This is a genomic window from Halobacillus sp. ABA4_118 (genome assembly GCF_056160205.1).
The window spans coordinates 909,654-932,636 of sequence record NZ_JBSWWS010000001.1 but is presented as its reverse complement, the minus strand read 5'-3'; the positions used below and the strand labels follow the sequence as shown (position 1 = coordinate 932,636).

Annotated in this window: 19 protein-coding genes; 15 read left to right on the top strand and 4 right to left on the bottom strand. The window is 50.2% G+C overall.

Annotated features, from left to right (window positions below):
- Positions 1–19: 19 nt before the first annotated feature.
- Together ACXAGL_RS04600 and ACXAGL_RS04595 are read left to right on the top strand one after the other, a co-directional pair.
- Positions 20–205, top strand: a complete 186-nt coding sequence (locus ACXAGL_RS04600) for a hypothetical protein (protein ID WP_474990145.1) — start codon at positions 20–22, stop codon at positions 203–205.
- An 80-nt stretch (positions 206–285) separates the two neighbouring features.
- Positions 286–897: a TetR/AcrR family transcriptional regulator gene (locus ACXAGL_RS04595; RefSeq protein ID WP_474969696.1), complete on the top strand. Its 612-nt coding sequence runs from the start codon at positions 286–288 to the stop codon at positions 895–897.
- Positions 898–964: 67 nt separating this feature from the next.
- Here ACXAGL_RS04595 and ACXAGL_RS04590 read toward each other — a convergent pair whose 3' ends face one another.
- The 3 genes from ACXAGL_RS04590 to ACXAGL_RS04580 are packed head-to-tail and all read right to left on the bottom strand — an operon-like array spanning position 965 to position 4,751.
- Positions 965–2,332 (bottom strand): PTS ascorbate transporter subunit IIC, encoded by a 1,368-nt coding sequence (locus tag ACXAGL_RS04590; RefSeq protein ID WP_474990143.1) that lies wholly within the window; start codon positions 2,330–2,332, stop codon positions 965–967.
- A gap of 35 nt (positions 2,333–2,367) precedes the next feature.
- Positions 2,368–2,634 carry a PTS sugar transporter subunit IIB gene (locus ACXAGL_RS04585; protein WP_474969694.1) on the bottom strand — a complete coding sequence of 89 codons (267 nt, stop codon included), beginning with the start codon at positions 2,632–2,634 and terminating at the stop codon, positions 2,368–2,370.
- 20 nt (positions 2,635–2,654) lie between these two features.
- The gene (locus ACXAGL_RS04580) at positions 2,655–4,751 is read right to left on the bottom strand and encodes a BglG family transcription antiterminator (RefSeq protein WP_474990141.1); all 2,097 of its coding nucleotides are present in this window, start codon (positions 4,749–4,751) and stop codon (positions 2,655–2,657) included.
- 273 nt (positions 4,752–5,024) lie between these two features.
- Between ACXAGL_RS04580 and ACXAGL_RS04575 the strand changes: the two genes are divergently transcribed.
- The 4 genes from ACXAGL_RS04575 (at position 5,025) to ACXAGL_RS04560 (ending at position 9,194) form a co-directional block, all read left to right on the top strand.
- Positions 5,025–5,393, top strand: a complete 369-nt coding sequence (locus tag ACXAGL_RS04575; protein ID WP_474990139.1) for a hypothetical protein — start codon at positions 5,025–5,027, stop codon at positions 5,391–5,393.
- Between the two features lie 186 nt (positions 5,394–5,579).
- The gene (locus ACXAGL_RS04570) at positions 5,580–6,533 is read left to right on the top strand and encodes an aldose epimerase family protein (protein WP_474990137.1); all 954 of its coding nucleotides are present in this window, start codon (positions 5,580–5,582) and stop codon (positions 6,531–6,533) included.
- Between the two features lie 748 nt (positions 6,534–7,281).
- Positions 7,282–8,871, top strand: a complete 1,590-nt coding sequence (locus ACXAGL_RS04565) for a solute:sodium symporter family transporter (protein WP_474969690.1) — start codon at positions 7,282–7,284, stop codon at positions 8,869–8,871.
- Positions 8,872–8,939: 68 nt separating this feature from the next.
- Positions 8,940–9,194 carry a hypothetical protein gene (locus ACXAGL_RS04560; protein WP_474990135.1) on the top strand — a complete coding sequence of 85 codons (255 nt, stop codon included), beginning with the start codon at positions 8,940–8,942 and terminating at the stop codon, positions 9,192–9,194.
- A 620-nt stretch (positions 9,195–9,814) separates the two neighbouring features.
- Here the strand turns inward: ACXAGL_RS04560 and ACXAGL_RS04555 are convergent.
- The gene (locus ACXAGL_RS04555) at positions 9,815–10,678 is read right to left on the bottom strand and encodes a helix-turn-helix domain-containing protein (protein ID WP_474969688.1); all 864 of its coding nucleotides are present in this window, start codon (positions 10,676–10,678) and stop codon (positions 9,815–9,817) included.
- A gap of 229 nt (positions 10,679–10,907) precedes the next feature.
- Here ACXAGL_RS04555 and ACXAGL_RS04550 point away from each other — a divergent pair, with 229 nt between their 5' ends.
- The 9 genes from ACXAGL_RS04550 to ACXAGL_RS04510 all read left to right on the top strand — a co-directional run bounded on the left by ACXAGL_RS04550 (position 10,908) and on the right by ACXAGL_RS04510 (position 22,981).
- Entirely contained in the window at positions 10,908–13,169 is a 2,262-nt protein-coding gene (locus ACXAGL_RS04550; protein ID WP_474990133.1) for an alpha-galactosidase, read from the top strand.
- Positions 13,166–14,338 (top strand): galactokinase, encoded by a 1,173-nt coding sequence (locus tag ACXAGL_RS04545; protein ID WP_474990131.1) that lies wholly within the window; start codon positions 13,166–13,168, stop codon positions 14,336–14,338. Before ACXAGL_RS04550 ends, ACXAGL_RS04545 begins: the two co-directional genes overlap by 4 nt.
- Positions 14,335–15,324: a UDP-glucose 4-epimerase GalE gene (galE, locus tag ACXAGL_RS04540; RefSeq protein ID WP_474969684.1), complete on the top strand. Its 990-nt coding sequence runs from the start codon at positions 14,335–14,337 to the stop codon at positions 15,322–15,324. Before ACXAGL_RS04545 ends, galE begins: the two co-directional genes overlap by 4 nt.
- Before the next feature lie 21 nt (positions 15,325–15,345).
- Complete coding sequence (gene galT / locus ACXAGL_RS04535; protein ID WP_474990129.1) at positions 15,346–16,845, top strand: UDP-glucose--hexose-1-phosphate uridylyltransferase; 1,500 nt, start codon at positions 15,346–15,348, stop codon at positions 16,843–16,845.
- A 21-nt stretch (positions 16,846–16,866) separates the two neighbouring features.
- A complete protein-coding gene (locus tag ACXAGL_RS04530; protein ID WP_474990127.1) occupies positions 16,867–18,819 on the top strand; it encodes a beta-galactosidase in 1,953 nt (650 codons plus the stop codon).
- A gap of 796 nt (positions 18,820–19,615) precedes the next feature.
- Complete coding sequence (locus ACXAGL_RS04525) at positions 19,616–21,070, top strand: nitrilase-related carbon-nitrogen hydrolase (RefSeq protein WP_474970887.1); 1,455 nt, start codon at positions 19,616–19,618, stop codon at positions 21,068–21,070.
- 9 nt (positions 21,071–21,079) lie between these two features.
- The gene (locus ACXAGL_RS04520) at positions 21,080–21,619 is read left to right on the top strand and encodes a LytTR family DNA-binding domain-containing protein (RefSeq protein WP_474970888.1); all 540 of its coding nucleotides are present in this window, start codon (positions 21,080–21,082) and stop codon (positions 21,617–21,619) included.
- 6 nt (positions 21,620–21,625) lie between these two features.
- Positions 21,626–22,033 carry a hypothetical protein gene (locus ACXAGL_RS04515; protein ID WP_474990125.1) on the top strand — a complete coding sequence of 136 codons (408 nt, stop codon included), beginning with the start codon at positions 21,626–21,628 and terminating at the stop codon, positions 22,031–22,033.
- A 135-nt stretch (positions 22,034–22,168) separates the two neighbouring features.
- Entirely contained in the window at positions 22,169–22,981 is an 813-nt protein-coding gene (locus ACXAGL_RS04510) for a DUF3100 domain-containing protein (RefSeq protein ID WP_474990123.1), read from the top strand.
- Positions 22,982–22,983: the final 2 nt, after the last annotated feature.

The window sequence follows — 22,983 nt, the reverse complement described above, 5'->3', positions numbered from 1 at the left end:
CGATGGAGGAGGCAGACAGATGAGAGAGAACTTAGATCACAAATGGCTGGATCTTGTTGAGAAAGCAATGGATGGACCGTGTTCCAAAGAGGAATTCCGCCGTTACCTGAACGAACAGAAAATCCTGAAGGCCGGACGTGAACATGGAGAAAAGAATGCCAGAGAGAGAAATGGGCATTTGACTCTAGTTACGCGCGGACAGTAGTTACCGAACGTTTAGTTACCTTCCTTTATTTTCTAAATACATGTGGATGACAACCGCTCATCCTCTGAAAGGGAAACAAAATGAATACGAAACAAACCATTCTTGAAAATGCCCTGCAGTACTTTGCTTCCTATGGATATGACGGGGCTTCGATGTCATTGATTGCCCGCGAGACTCAGATTACAAAAGCGGGGATTTATAGTTATTTCAAAAACAAGGAAGATCTGTACATAGCTGTACTCGACCATTTAGTAGTGTTTCACAAAGAATACTGGATGCAGAAAAAACAGCGGATGAAATCGGCGTCCAGCGAAAAAAAGTTGAGGGACAGCTTTATTATGTCGATCCAGACAGCCGTCAAAGAACCCGCATTGATTGCGTTCTGGCAGATGGCTCAGATTTCTCCGCCAAGGTCACTGGAACAGGTGGTAAGCGAAAAGATATCAGCATCCAGAAACTTTCTACTCGCCTATTTTGAAGAGATGTTCGAGGCTGGAAAAGCTGCCGGGGAAATTGAGACGCACCATTCGTCCCTGACCCTGGCTCATTCGTTCTACTGCCTGATGGAAGGGGCTTCCTTAAAGCATGTGAATGCAAATTTCCCTGATTACGAAGCAACGCTTCTTGCGATATTTGATTTGTTCTGGGACGGGTTGGAAGCTCGGGAAGCCGACGAATGGAAGATTGTTTGAACCGAAAACGAAATTCAGTTTAAAAAAAGTGCCCAAACCTCCGGAATGGAAGGTTTGGGCACTTCGTTTATGCGGCGCTTGTATCTTTCTGTTTTTCACTGCCGCGTTTTTTTGCGGCCAGTGCAAACGGTAGAGCCAGCAGCGCCAGTATGATGCCGACAACAACCACATTGGATTCTACAAGGTTGATCAAGTTGCCGAGGACGATCCCGACAACTCCGAAGTCCCCGTCACCAAATGTTGTTCCCTGGAAGCCTAAGGTTCCGAGAACAGGGAGAAGCAGCGCAGGAAGGAAGCTGATCATGACACCGTTGGCCATCGAACCGAAGATCGCACCTTTGCGTCCACCGGTCGCATTCCCGAACACGCCGGCGGCTGCTCCTGTAAAGAAGTGGGGGACGAGACCGGGAACGATGACTTTCAACCCGAGAAGGGGAAGGAACAGCATACTGATCAACCCGGCGGCAAAGCTGAAGAGAAATCCGATGATGACCGCATTTCCTGCAAACGGGAAAATAGCAGGACAGTCGAGCGCCGGTTTGGCGTTCGGTACGATCTTATCCGCAATCCCTTTGAACGCCGGCACAATTTCTCCAAGCAGCATACGCACACCAGCAAGAATGATGTAGACACCGGCAGCAAAAGTCAGTCCCTGCATGAAGGAAAACACCAGGAAGTTCTGACCGCCGCTTAACTCAGATTCTACAAAGCCGGGCCCCGCGGCTCCAGCGACGACGAAAAAGAGAATAACCATCGTCAGTGAGACAGACACAGAAGTATCTCTTAGGAAACTGAGGGATTTGGGGACTTTGATTTCTTCGGTGGACCTGGAGTCTTTGCCAACCAATTTTCCGATTGAAGCGGCAACAAGGTAGCCGACGGAACCGAAGTGTCCGACAGCAAAATCATCAGACCCCGTGACTTTTCTCGTATAGGGCTGAAGCATGGCTGGGAATAACACCATGATAGCTCCAAGGATGATGGAACCGAGAAGGATCATGCCTGCACCGGAAAAGCCCCCGGTCGTCAGAATGACAGAGATGAGACAGGCCATGAACATGGTGTGGTGCCCGGTTAAGAAGATATATTTAAAAGGGCTGATGCGGGCCAGGATAATGTTGACGACCATCCCGAACAGCATAATCATAGCCGTTTCTGTACCGAAGCTTTCCTGCGCCAGTGCAACGATCGCTTCGTTGTTGGGGATGACCCCTTCGACAGCAAAGGCTTCATCAAACATGCTGCTGAAGTTCCCGAGAGACTGGACGAGCACATTCGCCCCGGCTCCCAGGATGACAAATCCCATCACGGTCTTCAGCGTACCGGAGACGACATCACCGGAATTTTTCTTTTGTACAAGGAGCCCGATAAGAGCGAATAATCCAACGAGGATGGCAGGGGTTCCCAAAATATCTTTCATGATCAAATCAACCATATAAGTCGCTCCTTTGTTTGATGGAATGGGTTAGGTTACAGGTTTTGTTCCAACGCGCTTCTCAACTCGTTCTTGTCCATCAGGTTCTGCAGTTTTACGACGTTCTTCTGCCCATCTTCCAGACTTTCTACAATATCCTCAGATCCGAGGAAGAGGTCGGCCTGCTCGGTTTTGGCCGTCGTCAAATCGGTGTGGGAGACTTCTGCTTCCTTCCCCATGTCCTGAAGGGCTGATTTCACATTCATTTCAACAATCATACTGCTTCCAAGTCCATTTCCACATACAACTAATACTTTTTTCATTTGAATACCTCCTCGTAATTTTACACTTCTATCGTTTGGTTGATCAGGTGAAGAATTTCGTCATGAGATGACGCTTCAATCATTCGATCGACGGCCTCTTCGTCAGAAAGCAGTTCCGTCAGCTGGGCAAGCGCTTTTAAATGGGTTTGATTATCAATGGCTGCCAGAATAATGATCAATTGCGCTCGATGCTTTTCCTTTTCAGAAAAAGCGACCGGTTCATTCAGTTTTAGGAGACTCATCCCGAGCTGCTCCACGCCACTTTCCGGACGGGCGTGAGGGATGGCGATCCTCGGGGCGATCACGATGTAAGGTCCCAGCTCTTTGACATTTGTAATCATAGCTTCAACGTATTCAGGGTGGATGGAAGATTTGTCGATTAACGGCTGGGCAGCCGTGCGGATCGCTTCTTCCCAATCCGGAGCCTGTTCTTGAAGCTGAATCGTATCCTTCGTCAATAACTCGTTAAGCATTGGCTTTCTCAGCTCCTTTCTATCGGTATGAAGGCGGTCCAACATCATAGTCATCTCTTTTTGAAGCCGTTCCTGCTGGTGGACGGTCGCATACTTTTGAATTGTTTCCATCAAAGCGGCCGGCAGGCTTCTGTCTGCGGGTTCTGTTTCCAATTGTTGATTCATGATTTGGATGACCCGTTCTTTTTCAAAATTGTTCAAGATGGCCGGCACGTGGATCACCGGTACCTCGTCCGACTTCACATAATTGGTGGAGAATACGACATGGGTGTCATGCTTGTTTTTCTGATACTCCCGTTTGGAAAGAATGGCAGTGATCCGAAGTCCGGCAATCAACTCTTCCAGCTGGGAACGAAGCATGTTGGATGTACCGATGCCGTTTTCACAGACGATGATGCCTCTGTACTTCGTTTCGACGGCTTTTTTTTCTTTGTTCAACCATCCCCCGAAATGAAGGGTGATATAAGCCGTTTCCTCCTCAGGCACCGGCCTGCCGATGAACAGCTCCAGGTGCTTCATGACGCGTTGGGTCAGATGATAAAGGTCGGCATAGGTTTCCTGAATGTTTTGAGACAGCTCGTTGGTGACTTTGACTCCATATTTAATCCGGTAATAGGCGGGTTTGATATGGGACAGCAGGTTCTCTTCCAGCCCTTTTCTGTCATCGAAGACGACAAATGAATAAATCTGAAAATCTTCGATCATCTGGTGGATCACCCGTCGCAGTCCTTCACTTTCCCTTTCTGAATACCGGCTGATGTCGTCGTGCTGCACTTTGGAACTAAGCAGGTTCATCGTCATAAAGCAGATTTCATCTTCCGGAAAAACCAGAGGCCATACGTTTTCCAGTTCCTTTGTAAGAACGGAAGCGGAACGATAGGCGTCGGTCTGTTTCAAAACTTCCTTTTCTTCCGGCTGTACGTGGACGAATTGGTTCATGTCGATCCGTTTGACCATCATCAGCATCTGAAGGGCCAGCAGATCGGCCATTTCGTCGGTAAATGTGGCCCCGAGCTGTTCCTCAACATCAAACAGGAGCCGTTTGATGATCCGGCTGCTTTCTCCGGACGGAAGGAAAGAGGGCAGGGCCATGTGTTGGATGTTGTTTTGAACCGTCACCCACTCAGGATGGGAATAGGCATCAACGACCAGGTTCAAGAGCATCAGCCTCTGGACACCCTCGGGTCCCTCCACCTGGTAGCCTGCTCCTTTTTGGTAATGGAGTCTCAACCCCGTCTGGTCAAATTCCTGTTTGAGTGCTGCAATTGCTTTGGCGACCGTTCCTCTGCTCATATGGGTGAGATCCATAAAGGTATTCATCGATGCATGGGGCTGTAACAGAATGTTTGCTTTAATCAACAGGGTGCGTTCTTTTATTGAAAGCTGGTAATGCCAGCCGTCAAAATGAAGGGAAGCCCCTTCCAGGTGATGTCTGGATGATTCAGGCAAGCAGAGTCCCTCTCCGTGTCTGGTCTCGAGCCGTTCCAGCTGCTGGCCGGCCAGCCAGTCGTTGATCTGTTCGACATCATAGTACACGGTGCGTGGAGAGACATTCATTTGGAAAGCGAGCTCTTGAACAGGGACAGGAGTTGTCGACTGATTCAAAATAGATATCAGGTGTGCACGCCTTTTATCTAAAACCATGGAGGGGCCCTCCTTTGTTTTTCTAGGAAATTCCTGCAAGATTGTACGTTGTGATTGGGATGATCATCTTATGTTATGAGTATAGCCGTTTAATGACGGATATGTAAGGGGTTTCAATGTTCATAGTTTTTCATATGTAAATTTGCAAAATTATACGCATGGAAGGCTGATGAAGGGTTTCTGTGAAAATTTGAATGTCGGCCATAGAAACGGGGGATATTTTCCATGGTCCTGCATATAGTGGTATAAGCTTTATAATGGAGGAATGGAAACGTGAGAAAGTGGCTGGGAACCTTCTTTGTTTTCCTAATCGTAGCCGGCTGCGGCGCAGGATCTTCGCAGCGGGCCATTCAGGAACTGACATCCACGATGGAACATGAACTTCATATCGTTTACTTTTATGAACAGGAACGTCCTACAGAAAAGCTGGAGGCTCAGCTGACGGGGATGAAAGTGTTTCTGGCGAGAAAAAATATACCAGCTTCCATCAGTTACAGGAAGATCAAGGACGATAAGGATTATGAAGAACTACTGGGAGTCAAAGACGGGCAGATCATTGTATTCGATTATAAAGGCATCCGCTTTAACGCCCGTAATATACACGTGCTGGAAGGCATGATCTTACAGCTTTCCAACCCATAAGCAGACAGAGACTTAGAAAAGTCTCTTTTATTTTTCTGTTTTTTTCCAAATTTAGAAAAACCTCTTCCACGATATCCATGGATATGCTACCTTATACATAATAGATAATTGGAAGCGTTACCATTGAAGGTGGACCAGAAATGAACGCTTGGAAAACGAGGAGACAGTGATGGAGGAGGATGAATCATGATCGATGTATCGACCTGTCAAAAGACGACATTTAAAGGACTGAAAGCGGTTGTACTGGAGAATGAGTATGTACGCTCTGTCATCCTTCCTGACTACGGAGGAAAGATGGTCAGTTTTTATGACAAGACCATTCAATATGAGTGGCTGTATCAGGCACGGGAAGAGTCCCTCCGGATACCGCCGTACGGGGCGGATTTTTCGGCGTATGATTCCAGTGGGTTTGATGAAATGTTCCCCGGTATCGATCAGGGCCCTCATCCTGTAACGATGGACGAAATTCCCGATCACGGGGAAGTATGGGCCATGCCTTGGACATGGAAGGCCACCTGCGATGGAATGGAATTGACGGTGGAGAGTGATCGGTTTCCGTATCGGTTGATGAAACGGGTCAAGCTCGGGAAGAACGATGTGGAAATCACCTACAAGGCAGTCAATAAGGGATCGGTTCCATTTCCTTTTATATGGACACCACATGCGCTGCTCAATTATAACGACCAGACGGAAATCCAAGTACCAGAAGCGATGAAGGAAGTGATGAGTGTAGAAGCTTCCTCCACCCACTTAGGTGGTTGGGGCACAACGCACACCTATCCGGAAACCTCATCCGTTTCTACGGGGGAGCGGCTCGACCTGGCTAAGCTCGAGCCGTTGGAGGACGGCACGGCTGAAAAGTTTTATTTCACAAAGCCTCTCAGTGAAGGCTGGTGCGCCCTTGTACAACCGGACCTTGGAAGGAAATTGACTTACCATTTCCCTGAAGAAAAAGTTCCATACCTTGGCGTATGGAAAACCCGCGGGGGCTATAGAGGCGAGCATAACATCGCCCTTGAACCGTGTACTGGTGTCTATGATGATGTGTATGTAGCGGACAAAATCGGCCGGGCATCCTACATTCCCGCAAACGGCTCCTACACATGGAAGTTTAAGATGGAAACAGGCAGCAGTTTTTAAAAAGATGAGAAGCCTGCGAATCATTACAATCCTGGAATGTCAGGAAAGAATGGGAGCTAGCATGTGGTCTCTGGTCACGTTCCGCATATCGGTGGATGCTTGCCGCGGGCACGGCCTCAGCTAACTTGGGCAGGAAAACCACCTGTCCAAGTGGATCTTCGGCTCGTGCTGTTCCCGCAGGCGTCACCACCGAACGCTCCTCGTGACCTTCCCTGATGATGCACTATAAAAGGAAGATTTTCTGTTTATCAGAAGATCTTCCTTTTTTATGTCCAAATCATAGAAAAAAGCATGTGCCTTCTCTTTATCAATCTGTATGACGAAACCAATAGACGTACATCTCATATTCGATTGTCTGCTCGGGTGCTGTCCATGTCCTGAATCCTTCTCCCCTTATCAAACAGATAAAAGAATGGTCGGAACTTCTGGAGGGGGGGCTGGAAAGCAGAAGGTTTTATAATTTGTTGAGACTCCGACCATTCATCGGACTCTTTTTTGTGTAAAAGATAAAACAGCAAAAAAGTGCAGAATTATGATGGTTTTTGGAAATTCATGGTGAAGAGGCAGGAAGGTCAAGGCTTCTCCCGTCTCTAAACTGTCATAAAGATTCTCCTATTGTAAGCAAAAAAAGACAGAAAACGGCAGAATTTTTACCATTGAAACGCTTTCAGAAAGACCGCTAATATAGGAGTTACATAAAAAAGCGCATACATACATTTGGTTCCGCTTACACAAAGGAGAGGCATCTATGAATGCATTTACAGTCGTATCATTCTTATTTTTTACAGGTTTCGTTGCTCTCGTAGCCTGGTGGTTTACTAGAAAGGAAAAACTCGATACACAGGACGGCTATTTCCTTGGCGGGCGTAACTTGAGCGCCTGGGTCATTGCTGGTTCCCTGATGCTCACGAACCTATCAACCGAGCAGCTGGTCGGCCTGAACGCGCAGGGCTACTCGGATACCCTTGCCGTCATGGGCTGGGAAGTTGGATCGGCCATTTCATTGGTTATTGTAGCTTTCTTCCTGCTGCCTCGCTATATGAAAGGCGGCATCACGACGATTCCCGATTTTCTGGAGGATCGTTATGATTTTAATACAAAACAGATTGTGACGATTCTTTTCTTATTCGGGTACGTATTCAACCTGCTGCCTCCTATTCTTTATTCCGGAGCTGTAGCGATCAACGGTTTGTTTGATATTCCGGGCGCACTCGGTGTAAGCCGTACGGTCGGAATATGGATCACCGTCTTTGCAATTGGTATTGTCGGTTCGATCTACGCAGTTTTCGGAGGATTGAAAGCGGTCGCCGTATCCGACACGATCAACGGCGTCGGTCTGTTGATCGGTGGTTTGATGATTCCGATTTTAGGTCTTTTCGCTCTTGGGGATGGATCGATGACAAATGGAATCCAGACAATTGTGCAGGATTCTCCTGAAAAATTGAATTCTGTCGGCGGACCGGACAGCCCGGTACCATTTGGAACGATGTTTACAGGGATGCTGCTTGTGAACCTGTTCTATTGGGGGACGGCCCAGCACATCATGCAGCGGGCGATTGCTGCCAAAAACTTAAAAGAGGGCCAGAAGGGTGTTTTAATTGCTGCATTTCTGAAGCTGCTCGGTCCTGTATTCCTGATCGTACCGGGAATCATCGCCTTCAATATGTTCGGTCCGGGTCTTGAACCGACCGACGCCTACCCCCGCCTCGTCGCGGAAGTGCTTCCGGCACCACTTGTGGGCTTCTTTGCGGCAGTCTTGTTCGGAGCGATTTTATCCTCCTTCAACTCAGCCCTGAACTCTTCGGTTACTTTGATTGCCTTGAACATTTACAAGCCGTATTTCAACCCGGATGCTCCGGATAAGGTAGTCGTAAGAAAAGGGAAATCTGTCGGTATCATTCTTGCTGTATTTGCGATGTGTATCGCTCCGCTTATCGATAAAGTGCCGCAGGGATTTTTCCAATACCTGCAGATCGTCAATGGGTTTTATAACGTACCAATCTTCACCATTCTCATTGTCGGGTATTTAACGAAACGGGTGCCGTCCATTGCAGCGAAAATTTCATTGTTCGTCTTTATTTCCATCTACGCAACGACCCAGCTGGTCTGGGATACAGGCCTTCACTTCCTGCACATTCTCGGCATCCTGTTTGTCCTTTGTACTGGATTGATGCTTCTGATCGGGAAGCTTCGTCCGAGGGATACCGACTTTGTACTGGAAGAAAAAGCGAAAGTGGATATGACGCCGTGGAAGCTCGTCTATCCTGTCGGCCTGGCCGCCACAGCCGCGATGGTCGTCATCTACCTGCTGCTCTCCCCAATCGGCATCTTATCCTGACTGATGTTCCCGCCTTCTTTTTGATATAATGAGAGTATTGTCAAAAGGAGTGAAAGGCGGGAAAAAGAATGGGAAAAGCCAGTCAGCCGATTGAGTCTTTTTATCATAAAGTGTACGAGAACGTGGATGCGTTCCATGAAGAAGCGCAGGAGCTTCAACGAGCAGAGTCCGGTGGCGATCCAGTGGATGACGAAAAGCTGGAGCGGACAGAATTTGCGCTCCAGCTGGCTAAGGACGTCCTCGAGAACTTCGTCGACGATGGCAAGAGCATGACCATCAACTACGATAAACGTTCGGTCACCATTGAAGTACCAAAACGCTGAAAACAGGGCGGCTCCTGTGGAGAGCCCAATGTCTGCAAGTCGCATGCGGTCACGCTCCGCTTATCGGTGGATGCTTGCCGCGGGCCCGGCCTCAGCTAACTTGGACAGGGAAACCACCTGTCCAAGTGGATCTTCGGCTCGTGCTGTTCCCGCAGGCGTCACCACCGAACGCTTCTCGTGACCTCACGAAAGGTTCATATGAAAAAGGGAAGGTTTCCTGTTCTACAGGAAACCTTCCCTTTTTCATACGTTTGCATAATACCGGAGAAGAATATGATCTCTTGAAACCTGTCTTTCGCAGGATAACAAGCAGTGTGGCTCATGACAGAGGGCCCAAAATCGTTTGGGTATAGGTGCTGGCGCTGTCCACTTACCATCATATAAAAAATTCATCCTACCCTGGGCGAGACATCCTTTTTTGGATCCGAAAGGTGTTGCGACCATTCCGCTCCTGCGGAAAAACGGGCGGCCGAGACCCCGCAGGGCGTTCTCTCCGAGGAGGCTTGGGCGTTCGTCCGCGGAAAGGGGCTTCTGGAGGCGCTGGTTCAACATAGAGCTGCTGGAAGCGTTGAAAGGACTGCCCTGACCGGGGCAGTCCTTTCTTATGTCTGATTCTACTGTTACAAATGTTTGTGAGATTCGCGGAATCTTCCGGGAGTGAGGCCGGCCTGCTTTTTAAAAACCTTTGTAAAATAGTTGGCGTTTTTATAGCCGGCAAGGACGGCGATTTCCTCAGCCGAGTATTTCGTATTCGCCAGCAGTTCCTTCGCTTTGTTGATCCTGATCGACGTTAAGTACTGAATCGGCGTCTGACCGGTGGCGGCTTTGAACTGCCTCGTAAAATGATAGCGCGACATGCCGGAGGCTTCCGCCATATCATCCGGGCTGATTTCCTCGGTGTAGTGGTTTTTGGCATACATGCTTGCGGCTATGATGGCATCCGGCCATTGGACGAGTCCTTTTTCCAAGGTGGAGCAGTAATGAAACAGCTCCATTGTGAATTGATAAGCGTAGCCGGAAGCCTGATGGGCATTGGCGATCTCTTTATTGGCTGCTGATTCGAGCAGCTGGTGGACGTAGGAGACGGGCGGCGCATCCGGCGGCATATGGAGGATCGCTCCGACATTCTCCTGAATCTGGTTCCAATAGGACTCCACCACATTTCCATACAGCGTCAAAAACATGAATTCCCATTTATCACTGTGATCGGGGAGATAATACCGGTAGTCCCCGGGGATGTTAACGATGAACGCCTGTCCCGGCGTCAGCTCATAGGTCGTTCCTTCAATATCGATGGCTCCTTTTCCTGCGGTCGTGTACTGGAAAATATACTTCCCGCGGTCGCGCCGGTTCTTTCCGTCCCAGTCATACAGCGTGGTCGTCTGTTCGTCCCAGCCGAGGGACCAGATCTGGGCAAGCTGCTGCAGGTCCGGATCGGAAAACCGGTAGCCGTAGGAGCCGTGTGTCAAAGAAGAAGGGGTCAAAGCAATTCTCCTTTCCTGGAAAAGCAAATATAAGCAGAATTTCATAATGGTTAAGTTTCTGTTTTCCCTCCATATCATAACAGCTAACCTGATCTGGTGGAATATCGATAAGCAAAAATGTGCAGAATGCGTCTTTTTATTTACCATTGATTGAAAAGGGGTTCATTTTTACAATAAAGCTAACAACTACTTGGAAGCGTTTGCGGAAAAGATTAGAGGAGGAAACATCTTGGCGATTCACATCACGGAAGACAGCCGGCAGTTTCACTTACAAGGAAAAAACATCAGTTACATTATACATGTCCTTAAAAACGGTCAGATCGGCCATCTTTATTATGGAAAGAAAGTAAGGGACAGGGACGATTTCAGTCATTTGTCCAAGGAGGAGTTCCGCGTCACTTCTTCCTATGTCTATGAGGAAGATCCAGCGTTTTCTCTGGATATGATCCCCCAGGACTACCCTGGGTATGGGACATCGGATTACCGGGAGCCGGCTTTTCACATCCGGCAGCCGGACGGTTCGAGAATATCGAACTTCGCTTACTCCTCCCACCGTGTCGCCCCGGGAAAGCCTTCGCTTGACGGGCTTCCAGCGACCTATGTGGAGGACGACGCAGAGGCGGAAACGCTGACCATCACTCTCTTGGACGACCATACCGGTATGAAGCTTGATTTAGTGTATACCGTCTATCATGACAAAGACGTTATCGTCCGCTCGGCAAGATTTACAAATGAAGGACCGGAACCGTACCAGCTGGACAGGGCGCTGAGTGCTTCCATGGACTTCCCGGACAGCGATTTTGAGTGGGTCCAGCTTTCCGGCGGATGGTCAAGGGAACGTCACATGCATACACAGCCGCTTCATCCGGGCATCCAGAAAATCCAGAGCACCCGGGGGACAAGCAGTGCCCAGCACAATCCGTTCATCGCTGTCCAGCGGCCGGGGACGACGGAGCATTCTGGAGACGTCTACGGATTCAGTCTCGTTTACAGTGGCAACTTCTTAGGGCAGATTGAAGTCGATCAATATGAGCAGGCACGGATCAGTATGGGGATCAATCCATTCGATTTCAGCTGGAAGCTGGAGCCGGGCGGATCGTTCCAGACGCCGGAACTCGTCTCCGCTTTTTCATCGCATGGACGCAACGGTTTAAGTCATTTGTATCATGATTTGTATCAGAAGCGGCTTGCCCGCGGGCGCTGGAGGGATCAGGAGCGTCCGGTGCTCATCAACAACTGGGAAGCCACCTATTTCGACTTCGATGAACAGAAGCTTCAATCGATTGCCGAACAGTCCAGCCGGCTGGGTGTCGAGCTGTTCGTCCTCGATGACGGCTGGTTCGGCCGAAGGAATGACGATACAACGTCGCTTGGCGATTGGTTTGTAGATGAAGCGAAACTGCCGAATGGATTGAAACCGCTCGTTGAAAAAGTGAATGAGACAGGGATGACGTTCGGCCTATGGTTTGAACCGGAGATGGTATCCAAGCAAAGTGAGCTTTATGAAGCGCGTCCCGACTGGATTATCCAGGTGGCAGGCAGACACCCTTCTACAGGCAGGCATCAGCTGGTGCTCGATTTCTCCAACCCGGAAGTGGTGGACTACATCTATGATCGGATGAAAACCATTTTGTCAGAGGCCAACATCGAATATGTGAAATGGGATATGAACCGCTATATGACAGAAATCGGATCGGCACGTCTCGCTTCTGATCAGCAGATGGAAGTGCCTCACCGGTATATCCTCGGGGTTTATGATTTGTATGAGCGTCTTACCACAGCGTTTCCACACATTCTATTTGAATCGTGTGCAAGCGGAGGGGCGAGATTCGATCCGGGTATGCTGTATTACGCACCTCAAGGGTGGACGAGTGATGATACTGATGCCGTCGAGCGTCTGGCGATTCAATACGGAACCTCGATGGTGTATCCATTGAGCAGCATGGGCGCCCATATTTCCGCCGTTCCCAACCATCAGGTGAAACGGGTGACGAGTCTGAAAACGCGCGGCGATGTCGCCTTCTTCGGAGCGTTCGGTTATGAGCTGGATGTAACGAAAATGAACGAAGAAGAAAAAGAACGGATGAGTGAACAAATCACTTTTTATAAAAAGCATCGGGCTTTGTTCCAGTTCGGTACCTTTTACCGGCTGACGAGCCCGTTTGAAAAGGGCGGGAATGAAACGGCATGGATGGTCGTATCCGAGGACGGACAGCGGGCGGTCGCTGCCAGTTATCAAGTGCTGGCCCGCCCTAATCCAGGCTTCCGCCGGATCCAGCTGACCGGGCTGAATCCGGAGACGGAGTATAGGATTGAAGGCTTGGAGCGCACGTATTATGGAGATGAACTGATGCATGCCGGCCTGCAGCTGGAAAGCGGCTACGACGGATCACAGACAGGCGGACTGGAGGAGTCCGGCGACTTTACTTCCCAGTTGTTCGTCCTGACAGCCGTTACGAATTCTACAACAATGGATGAGGTGGAAAAATGAAGCAGATGATCAAGGCATTTCATGAACAGTTTGGAAACGGGGGAGACATTCACTCGTTTTTTGCGCCGGGCAGGGTAAACTTGATCGGCGAGCACACCGATTATAACGGGGGGCACGTTTTTCCGTGCGCGCTGAGTGTCGGCACGTATGCGGCGGCCAGAAAGCGCAGCGATGCGAAGTTACGACTGTATTCGATGAATTTTCCTGAACTTGGTATGATAGAAGCGGACATGACTGCGCTCGTTTATGAAAAAGAGCAGGAGTGGGCCAATTACCCCAAAGGGGTCGCAGCGAAAATCCGGGAAGCGGGTTATCCACTTTCTGAAGGAGCGGATATCGTCTATTACGGAAACATCCCGAACGGTGCCGGTCTTTCTTCATCAGCCTCCATTGAACTAGTCACAGGTGTCGTACTGGATGCTTTTGCCGGACTTGACATCGACCGGGTGGAGCTTGTGAAGCTTGCTCAAGCGGCGGAGAATGAGTTTGTCGGAGTCAACTGCGGCATCATGGATCAGTTTGCCATTGGTAAAGGCGAGAAGGATCATGCGCTCCTGTTGAACTGCCAGACGCTGGAGTATCAGAAAACACCGATCCACCTGGAAGACGAAACGCTTGTTATCGCCAATACGAACAAGCGCCGAGGACTGGCGGATTCAAAATACAACGAACGACGCCGGGAATGTGAAGAAGCTTTGGAGCAGTTGAAAACCGAACTGGAAGCCGACTTCCTCGGGGACATTTCTGTAGAAGATTTTGAGGCCTGTAAACACGTGATTGATGATCCTGTTACGCGAAAACGCGCCAAACACGTCATATATGAAAATGCACGTACGATTGAAGCGGTGGAAAAGCTGAATGCCGGGGATATCAGAGGTTTCGGCCGGCTGATGAATGATTCGCACCGTTCACTGCGGGAGGATTATGAAGTAACAGGAAAAGAACTGGATGCTTTAGTGGAAGCCGCCTGGGAAGAAGGAGCCGTTGGGTCGCGAATGACAGGCGCCGGGTTCGGAGGCTGCACCATCAGCATCGTTCCTAAAGCGGACATTGATACTTTTAAGGAAAACGTAGGAGAACAGTATTATAAGAAAACCGGTCTTGAAGCGGACTTCTACGTGGTGGAAATCGGCGACGGGGCGAAACGGTTGGAGGAGGAAGAGGAATGAGTGTACTAGTATGTGGAGGTGCCGGATACATCGGCAGCCACGCCGCAGCCCAGCTGCTGGACAGAGGCGAAAAAGTAATCATTGCAGACAACCTGCAGAAAGGTCATGAACAGGCCATTCTTGAGGGAGCGGTTTTATATAACGGGGACCTGAGAGATGAAGCTTTCATGAACCGGGTGTTCGAGGAAAATGAGATTGATTCTGTCATTCATTTTGCGGCGGATTCTCTTGTAGGGGAAAGTGTCGAGGAGCCACTGAAATATTACGACAACAACGTATACGGAGCGGTCTGCCTGTTGAAGGCAATGGCTGCGCATAACGTGAACCGGATTGTCTTTTCCTCCACGGCGGCGGTTTACGGGGAACCGGATCAGGTGCCGATCCAGGAAGACGACCGCACCTTCCCGACCAACCCTTACGGAGAAACGAAGCTTGCCATTGAAAAGATGCTCAAATGGGCCGAACAGGCGCACGGCATCAAGCACGTGGTGCTCCGCTACTTTAACGTAGCCGGTGCTGATCCGGACGGACGCATCGGGGAAGATCACCGTCCAGAGACGCATCTCATCCCGATCGTGCTGCAGGTAGCTCAGGAGAAGCGTGAAAAGATCATGATCTTCGGCGATGACTATCCGACCGCAGATGGCACCTGCATCCGTGACTACATCCATGTGACAGACCTTGTGGACGCCCATCTTCTGGCGATCGACAAGCTGAAACGCACAGAAGAAAGCGGCATTTATAACCTTGGGAACGGACAGGGCTTCAGTGTCAAAGAAGTCATCGATACCGCCCGCCGTGTGACCGGACGGGAGATTCCTGCCGAAGTGGCTCCGCGCCGCGCCGGTGATCCGGCTCAACTCGTCGCATCCTCCGGAAAAGCGATGGAGGAGCTTGGCTGGACGCCGCAGTATGCTGAACTGGAAACGATGATTCAAACCGCATGGGACTGGTTCCAAAACCACCCTGCCGGTTACAACCAATAAATTGAAGGGCTGGTGACAGACGTGTCCATTTATCACACCATTGAACGACTGCTTCAGTACGGATTAGCCAAAAAGATGATCTCCGTGTGGGATGTCGATTACACCCGCAACCGCCTGTTCCATTTGTTTCAACTGGAAGGGAAAAATCCAGAAGAAACGCCGGAAGAACCGGTGCCGGATACACCTGTAGACCTTTTGGAACCGATGCTTGATTATGCAGTGGAGCAGGGACTGATCGAAGACAACACAACGACAGAACGGGACTTGTTCGACCCGAAGATTATGGACTGTCTCGTTCCACGCCCGTCGGAAGTCATCCGTGATTTTTATCATGCCTTTGAAAAGCAGGGGCCGGAAGCGGCGACGGAAAAATTCTATCAGCTTTCCAAGGATGCGCATTACATCCGCACGGACAGGATCGCCAAAAACAAACACTGGTACAGCGAAACGGAATACGGCGACCTTGAAATTACGATCAACCTGTCCAAGCCGGAAAAAGACCCGAAGGCGATTGCCGCGGCGAAAAATAAAAAAGCCGACAGCTATCCGGACTGTCTGCTCTGTAAGGAGAATGTCGGCTATGCCGGACGTCTCGACCATCCAGCACGGGACAACCACCGGGTGATTCCTGTCGATTTGGAAGGCGAGCATTGGTTCCTGCAGTATTCCCCATATGTGTACTACAACGAACATGCCATCGTTTTATCAAGGGAACACCGTCCAATGAGCATCTCCAAAGAAGGGTTCGACCGGCTGCTTGATTTCGTTGATCAGCTGCCCCACTATTTCGTCGGCTCCAATGCGGATCTGCCGATTGTCGGCGGCTCGATTTTGAGCCATGACCACTTCCAGGGCGGGCACCATGAATTCCCGATGGCGAAAGCGCCTGTGGAAGAAAGCGTCCATATTCCGGGATATCAGGATGTGGAAGCTGGAATCGTCCGGTGGCCGATGTCTGTGCTGCGTCTCAAGAGCACCGACCGCACACGACTGGCCGAGCTTTCCGACCGCATTTTGACGAAGTGGCGCGCGTATAGTGATGCGTCGGCGGATATTTATGCCGAAACAAACGGAGAGCCGCATAACACGATTACTCCCATTGCCCGCTATCGAGACGGGGCGTTTGAAATGGATCTCGTTTTCCGCAACAACCGTACGAGTGACGAGCATCCGATGGGGATTTTCCATCCACATGAGGAAGTGCATCACATTAAGAAAGAAAACATCGGCCTCATCGAAGTGATGGGACTGGCTGTCCTGCCGGGACGCCTTATTGATGAGATGGAGGCGTTGGCGGGATATATCCAAGGCGGAGAGCTTCAAGGAAAAGCCCTTAAGGATGAAAAAACAGCCAAGCATGTCCCTTGGGCGGAAAGCATCCGCTGGGAAAAGGATGATGTATGGCCGCAGCTGCAGGATGAAATCGGCCGCCGTTTTTCAGTCGTGCTGGAGCACGCAGGCGTATTCAAGCGCACGGCAGAAGGACAGGACGCATTCCGCCGTTTTCTACAAACGATATAGATTGGAATCAGGAGGACAGCTATGACGTACTTAGGTGTAGATTATTACCCGGAGCACTGGCCGGAGGAAAAGATCGACGAAGATTTGGAAGGCATCAAACAGCTGGGGGCCAACATCGTACGAATCGGTGAATTCGCCTGGCATCTGATGGAACCCGAGGAAGGAAGATTTGATTTTTCCTACTTCGATCAAGTCATTGAAAAGCTGAAGCAGAAGGATTTCCATATCATGTTCGGCACGCCGACCGCGACGTTCCCGGCGTGGCTGGCGGACCAATACCCTGAGATTCTATCGGCCGATGAGTACGGCCATCCACGCGTTTTCGGAGGACGCCGGCAGTACTGCTTCAATTCCGACGTCTATCGTTCGTATGCGGCAGAGATTACAAGGAAGGTCGTCGAGCATTATAAGGATGAGCCGGCCATCATCGCCTGGCAGATTGATAACGAATTCGGGCATGAAGGCAGCGATATGTGCTGGTGTGGGGCGTGTGAAAAGAAATTCCAGACCTATCTGGCCGAGAAGTATGACAGCATCGACCAGCTGAACGAGGAGTGGGGAACGATTTTCTGGGGCCAGACGTACAACGCCTTCTCAGAAATTCCTGCACCGAAACCGACGATTACAACGCATAACCCGAGCTTGAAGCTCGAGTGGGCGCGCTTCCGTTCTGACTCCCTGAACGGGTTTGCTCATGAAATGACGGAGATTGTAAAGGAAACAAAAGGCGCGCACCAGCAGGTCACGACGAACGTTTCCGGCGGGTTTTTCTCGAAATGGTTCGATCACGCAGAAAACCTCCGCCCGATGGACTTTGTCTCCTATGACAACTATCCGGTCTGGGGTGGACTGGAAGAGCCGATCGCACCGGAAGCAATTGCGATGATGCATGATTTCAACCGGGGGCTGCTGGATCAGAACTATTGGATCGTGGAAGAGCTGATGGGAGCGCAGGGCCATGATGTCATCGGATATCTACCGCGTCCGAACCAGGCGAAAATGTGGTCGTACCAGGCTTTCGCCCACGGCTGCTCCAACCTGCTCTACTTCCGCTGGCGCGGGATGACGAAAGGGGCAGAGCAGTTCTGCTATGGTGTCGTCGATCATGATAATGTGTACGGCCGCAAATACAAGGAGGTCCAGTCGCTGTTCAGCGAAATGAAAGATTACGGCGAGCTGCTTGATGCACCCATCCAGGCAGATATAGCCGTTCTCTATGATTATGACAACATTTGGGCGTGGCGTTCCCAGATTCAGAGCCGCGACTTTGATTTTACCGATGAACTTGTCCGCCTCTACCGTCCATTTTACAACCAGAATGCAGCCGTTGATGTCATACCGGCAGACCGTGATTTGTCCGGCTATAAGGTTGTGGTCGTACCGGTGATGCACGTGATGGACGCGGCGCTTGCCGAGCGGCTGAGAACGTTTGTGCAGAACGGAGGGACCGTCCTCTTCTCCTACCGTACAGGGTTGAAAGGCAAAGACAACAACCTTCGTCTCGGTGAAGTTCAGCCGGGACTCGTCCGCGATCTTGTCGGCGCCCGGGTGGAGGAAATCGAATCGCTCACCAAAGATCACCGTCTGAAGCTGCAGGGGGAAGGACGCTTCTCAGAAGTTCCCGGCACCGTCAGCATCTGGCGTGACCTGCTCGTACCGGAAACAGCGGAAGCTCTGTACCAGTATACCGATGCGTTTTATGACAGTTATGCGGCTGTCACGAAAAACAGCTTCGGAGAGGGGCATGTGTACTACATCGGCGGCGGGCTCAATGAAGAAGCTCTCGATCGGATTGGTGAGGAGATTACGGAACATCATCAGATTGAAACGATTTCTTCGGACCGCGGAGTCGAAGTGTACCGCCGCAGAAGCGGGGAAGACTCCTACTTGTTCGTGATGAACCACACCAGTGAAGAGCAGCGGTTCCAAGGAGAGTCGCTGGCACCATTTGAAAGCCGATTGATTCAGGAATAACACGTGTGTAAGGCCCTTCTTTATTAGGAAGGGTCTTCTGCTTGTAGAGAAACCCCTGTTTCTTTACAAGCTTTTTTCTTTCTTACCGCCAGGAGCGAAAGCCCCTTCCCTTTCCGCGGACGAGCGCCCGAGCTTCCTCGCAAAACCCACGCTCGGCGATCTCGGACCACTCGTTCTTCCGCAGGAGTGGAAGGGGCACCGCTCCTTGGGAGTTCATTAAAAACGAACAAGACTCTCCTTCACCCCGCTCACCTTTGCTGGATGGAAGAGAGTCTTTTTCATATTCCTGCAGGCAGTCGTCATCAGCGCTTGTTCTTTCCCTTCTTTTCCACGCAAGCGGCCATAGCGCAGCTCATGTCGTTCTTTGGAATCTGCGAACCTGCATAGGGCGCAGTCTCTCTCCTCAATATTCTAACGTCGGCATTCATCCACCAATAAGCGGAATGTGACCCCTCCCACGACAAATGGACAACTCTAACTGGTTAACACAGGCTTTTTCTACAGCCAAAAGGCCCTTCCTTATTAGGAAGGGCCTTTCTTATGGTTCCCCCATCCCCCATTAACCAGACAGCCTTCTGCAGTAAGCGCTCCTCTTATGCCGGCCTCCTATGCATCCTTTGAAGGTCTTCTTCTCCAACGCCCCCCTGCTGTTTTTAAATTTTTATAGAAGTGCAACGACAGTGATCAGGAAAGATGTCCTTTTCATCCTCCATTATGTCCTTTCCGCGGAAAAACGGGGGCGGTTTATTCTCTGCTGGCTTACGATAGAGACAGTAAAAGAAAGGGAGTGGGAGAAATGAAATGGATGCGGATGATCCTTTTGATGGCGGCTGGGGTGACTTTTATGGCTTGGAGCAACGGAAAATATTTAAACAGTGTGGCGGCGTGGATTTTTCCGGTTCTTTTTATGACGGCTGTGAAGGAAATGTCCTTCAGAAAAGCATGGCTTCTTCTTCCTTTGGCCACGGGGGCGGCTAATCAAATCAGCTTTCAACATATGCTGCCGAGTCTTGACGTTCCTTTTTTTGAATACCTTCCTGGTTTGGCTGGAGCTTTGTATGCCATCCCCTATCTTCTACAGAAGCATGCGTACCAAAGGAGTGATTCCTTTATCGTTACGCTGCTTTTTCCATCGGCTTATACGTTGCTGGATACGCTTCATATGTACCTCAATCCATATGGCAGCTTCGGTCATCTCGGTTATTCGCAGCATCAGCTTCTCCCGGTCATGCAGATGGCATCCATCCTCGGCATTACAGGCCTCACGTTTCTCATTACTTGGACGGCCGCTGTTGTCTTCTGGCTGATGCGGGGAGAGGTGACGTTGAAGAAACGCCGGACGACTCTTGTGATGGCCGGCGTGCTCGCAGTTGCCCTGACCCTTGGCGGACTGCGGACGATCTCAGGAGGAGAAAAAGAAACCGTCCACGTTGCCGGTCTGCACATCTTTGACCGGACCAACGAGGAGACGACGGAAATTTTTCAGCTTCAGGAAAGCGATCCTTCCTTATTTTTGGAAAAAGCCGGGCAGCGGATGGATGAATTGATCAAAGCTACTGAAAAAGAAGCGGAGCACGGGGCAGAAATCATCCATCACGCCGAAGGCTCGGTCATTATTGATGAATCACAGAAGACGGAGTATCTGGACAGACTGCGGGAGGTCGCCGTAAAGGCCGGCGTCTACATCATCACCGTCCCGTACATCTATACTCCGTCAGAGGAACCGAACGAAAATGTTCTGTACATCATTGACCAGAACGGAGAGATTGCCGCGGAGCATTATAAGTACGGCGGGAGCTTTGTCGAACAGACGGTCGAGGGAGACGGGGATATCCCTTATGTGGACACTCCTTACGGTCGGATTGCCGGAGTCATCTGCTGGGATAAGGATTTCCCAGCCGTCATGGATCAAGTCGGGGAAAAGGACATCGATCTTCTCTTTGTTCCATCCGCTGACTGGAAGGAGATATCGCCGTACCATACCATTGTGGGCACGTTCCGCGGGCTGGAAAACGGAGTAGCTGTCATCACCCAGACGGTGAACGGGATGTCGATGATCACGGATGCTTATGGACGTACGATTGCGGAAATGGATCATTTTACGACAGACAACTGGACGATGCACGGCCATGTCCCTGTAGAGGAGAAGCGGACCTTTTACACGGCGGCGGGGCATTATTTCCCCGTATGTATTATAATAGCTGTGATTCTACTTCTGTACGCCGTGTTTATTAGAAAACAAAGAAAGTGAGGGGCTGCTGTGAAACTCGGATTGATCTGCGGGAATGACCACAGAGAGCGGATTTTGGAAAAATTCGAAGCTCTCGGTATCGAAATCTACCGACAGGCCGATGTCTATGTCGTCCAGGAAGGCCTGCAGGACGGATTTCTGCCGTGCATCGTTTTCCATCCGGATCACCTGGAGGAATTGACGCTGCTTTTGCAGTCACTCTCCTCCAAAACATCCTCCACAAAAATCGTCGGTATGAAACAGGAGGAATTCCGTGTCCTGCCGCATGCCGACATTTTATATTTCGAAGCTCAGGATGCCGTTGTTTTCTGTCATACGAAAAATGACGTCTATCGGATGAAGGAAAAGCTGTTTCGACTTGAGGAACGGCTGCCGGGAGAACAATTCATCAAAGTAAGCCGCTCTTTTATCGTTCATATCGACACAGTGGAAAAAATTATTCCGTGGTTCAACCGTCGTCTGCTCTTGACGTTTGAAGGATCGAAAAAGGAAGTGGAAGTGTCCAAAAACTATGTGAAATCTTTCAAAACGTTTCTAGGAATGAGGTGATCAGCGATGAAAAAATATTATACGGAAGCTCTTCTGCTGTCGGTCCTCATCGGCCTGTTGATCCGGGGAGTCGTTCTCCTGTGGTCCGGCCGTCCACTGCTCTCCGGCCCGGAGGATTATGTGTTCAGCGTTTTGATCGCTGTGCTGTCCTGTTCGGCCGCCTTCATCATCCACATGCACATCCTTGCCGGCAGGAAGTCTTCCTTTTTGAAAAAAGCCGGCTGGTCCTGCCTGCTGATTGCTCTTCTTTACGGGGCCGGCAACCTTTTGTTCAGTGGGTATTCGATCCTTCTCGAAGTGGCTTTCTATGGATATGGCGCCGGCATTCTTGCCGTGTCGCTCCTCTTGATCTATCAATTGAACAAACGCATCCAAACCTATGAGTATTACTTGAAGAAAAAGAAAAATCGATAGGAAACCCCCTGTCACCACGGGGGTTTTTTTCGAATAAAGCGGTTCCTAAACCTTTTCTCCCAAAAAATAACTTTGATTTTAATATTCAGAACATTATAATGATTGGTATATTTATTTTCATTAAGGGGGAGAGGTATGAAACAAGAGCTTACGAATTTATGGAAAGACTGGCGTTTACATACGATTGTGCTCGCCATCGTCCTCCTGACAGAGGCGATCGGTACGCATTCCTTTACGGTCGGTCCCGGCGTAGTTCTGCTGCTGCCGATGCTTTATGCCATCATCATTGGTCTTGGATTATTTTTTACACCGCTCATTAAGGACAAACAGTCGAAAAACGCCGAGCCGCTCATCGTTCTTGGTGTCACGCTGCTGATTGCCAAAATCGGCGTGATCATCGGTCCATCGCTTCCACAGATTATTGAAGCAGGTCCAGCTCTATTGCTGCAGGAATTCGGGAACCTTGGGACGATTTTCATCGCCCTGCCTGTCGCGATCATGCTCGGGCTGAAGCGGGAGAGTATCGGCATGACCCACTCGGTCGCCCGTGAACCGAACGTCGGTCTCATTATGGACAAGTACGGATTCAACTCACCGGAAGGACGCGGCGTCATGGCCATCTACATATTCGGTACGGTATTCGGTGCGGTTTTCATGGGCTTGATATCCGGTTTTCTGGCCACACTGACGCCGCTCAATCCGCTGTCCTTTGCCATGGCTTCGGGTATCGGAAGTGGAAGCATGATGGCTGCTGCCAGCGGCTCGCTCGTCGCCGCTTTCCCACAGATGGAGAACGATATCCTCGCTTTCGCCGGGGCAAGCAACCTGCTCTCCTTATCGACAGGTCTGTATATGAGTATCTTCATCGGTCTGCCGCTTACAGAGAAGCTTTATGAAATCATGACGCGCAGAAAGAGCACCAGCTCTCGCGTAGAAAAGGGGGCGTAAGC

What these genes read in the sequence shown, in the direction of transcription:
- ACXAGL_RS04600 (WP_474990145.1), top strand. Translation starts at nt 20, where the DNA reads ATGAGAGAGAACTTAGATCACAAATGGCTGGATCTTGTTGAGAAAGCA.
- ACXAGL_RS04595 (WP_474969696.1), top strand. Translation starts at nt 286, where the DNA reads ATGAATACGAAACAAACCATTCTTGAAAATGCCCTGCAGTACTTTGCT.
- ACXAGL_RS04590 (WP_474990143.1), bottom strand. Translation starts at nt 2,332, where the DNA reads ATGGTTGATTTGATCATGAAAGATATTTTGGGAACCCCTGCCATCCTC.
- ACXAGL_RS04585 (WP_474969694.1), bottom strand. Translation starts at nt 2,634, where the DNA reads ATGAAAAAAGTATTAGTTGTATGTGGAAATGGACTTGGAAGCAGTATG.
- ACXAGL_RS04580 (WP_474990141.1), bottom strand. Translation starts at nt 4,751, where the DNA reads ATGGTTTTAGATAAAAGGCGTGCACACCTGATATCTATTTTGAATCAG.
- ACXAGL_RS04570 (WP_474990137.1), top strand. Translation starts at nt 5,580, where the DNA reads ATGATCGATGTATCGACCTGTCAAAAGACGACATTTAAAGGACTGAAA.
- ACXAGL_RS04565 (WP_474969690.1), top strand. Translation starts at nt 7,282, where the DNA reads ATGAATGCATTTACAGTCGTATCATTCTTATTTTTTACAGGTTTCGTT.
- ACXAGL_RS04560 (WP_474990135.1), top strand. Translation starts at nt 8,940, where the DNA reads ATGGGAAAAGCCAGTCAGCCGATTGAGTCTTTTTATCATAAAGTGTAC.
- ACXAGL_RS04545 (WP_474990131.1), top strand. Translation starts at nt 13,166, where the DNA reads ATGAAGCAGATGATCAAGGCATTTCATGAACAGTTTGGAAACGGGGGA.
- galE (WP_474969684.1), top strand. Translation starts at nt 14,335, where the DNA reads ATGAGTGTACTAGTATGTGGAGGTGCCGGATACATCGGCAGCCACGCC.
- ACXAGL_RS04530 (WP_474990127.1), top strand. Translation starts at nt 16,867, where the DNA reads ATGACGTACTTAGGTGTAGATTATTACCCGGAGCACTGGCCGGAGGAA.
- ACXAGL_RS04525 (WP_474970887.1), top strand. Translation starts at nt 19,616, where the DNA reads ATGAAATGGATGCGGATGATCCTTTTGATGGCGGCTGGGGTGACTTTT.
- ACXAGL_RS04515 (WP_474990125.1), top strand. Translation starts at nt 21,626, where the DNA reads ATGAAAAAATATTATACGGAAGCTCTTCTGCTGTCGGTCCTCATCGGC.
- ACXAGL_RS04510 (WP_474990123.1), top strand. Translation starts at nt 22,169, where the DNA reads ATGAAACAAGAGCTTACGAATTTATGGAAAGACTGGCGTTTACATACG.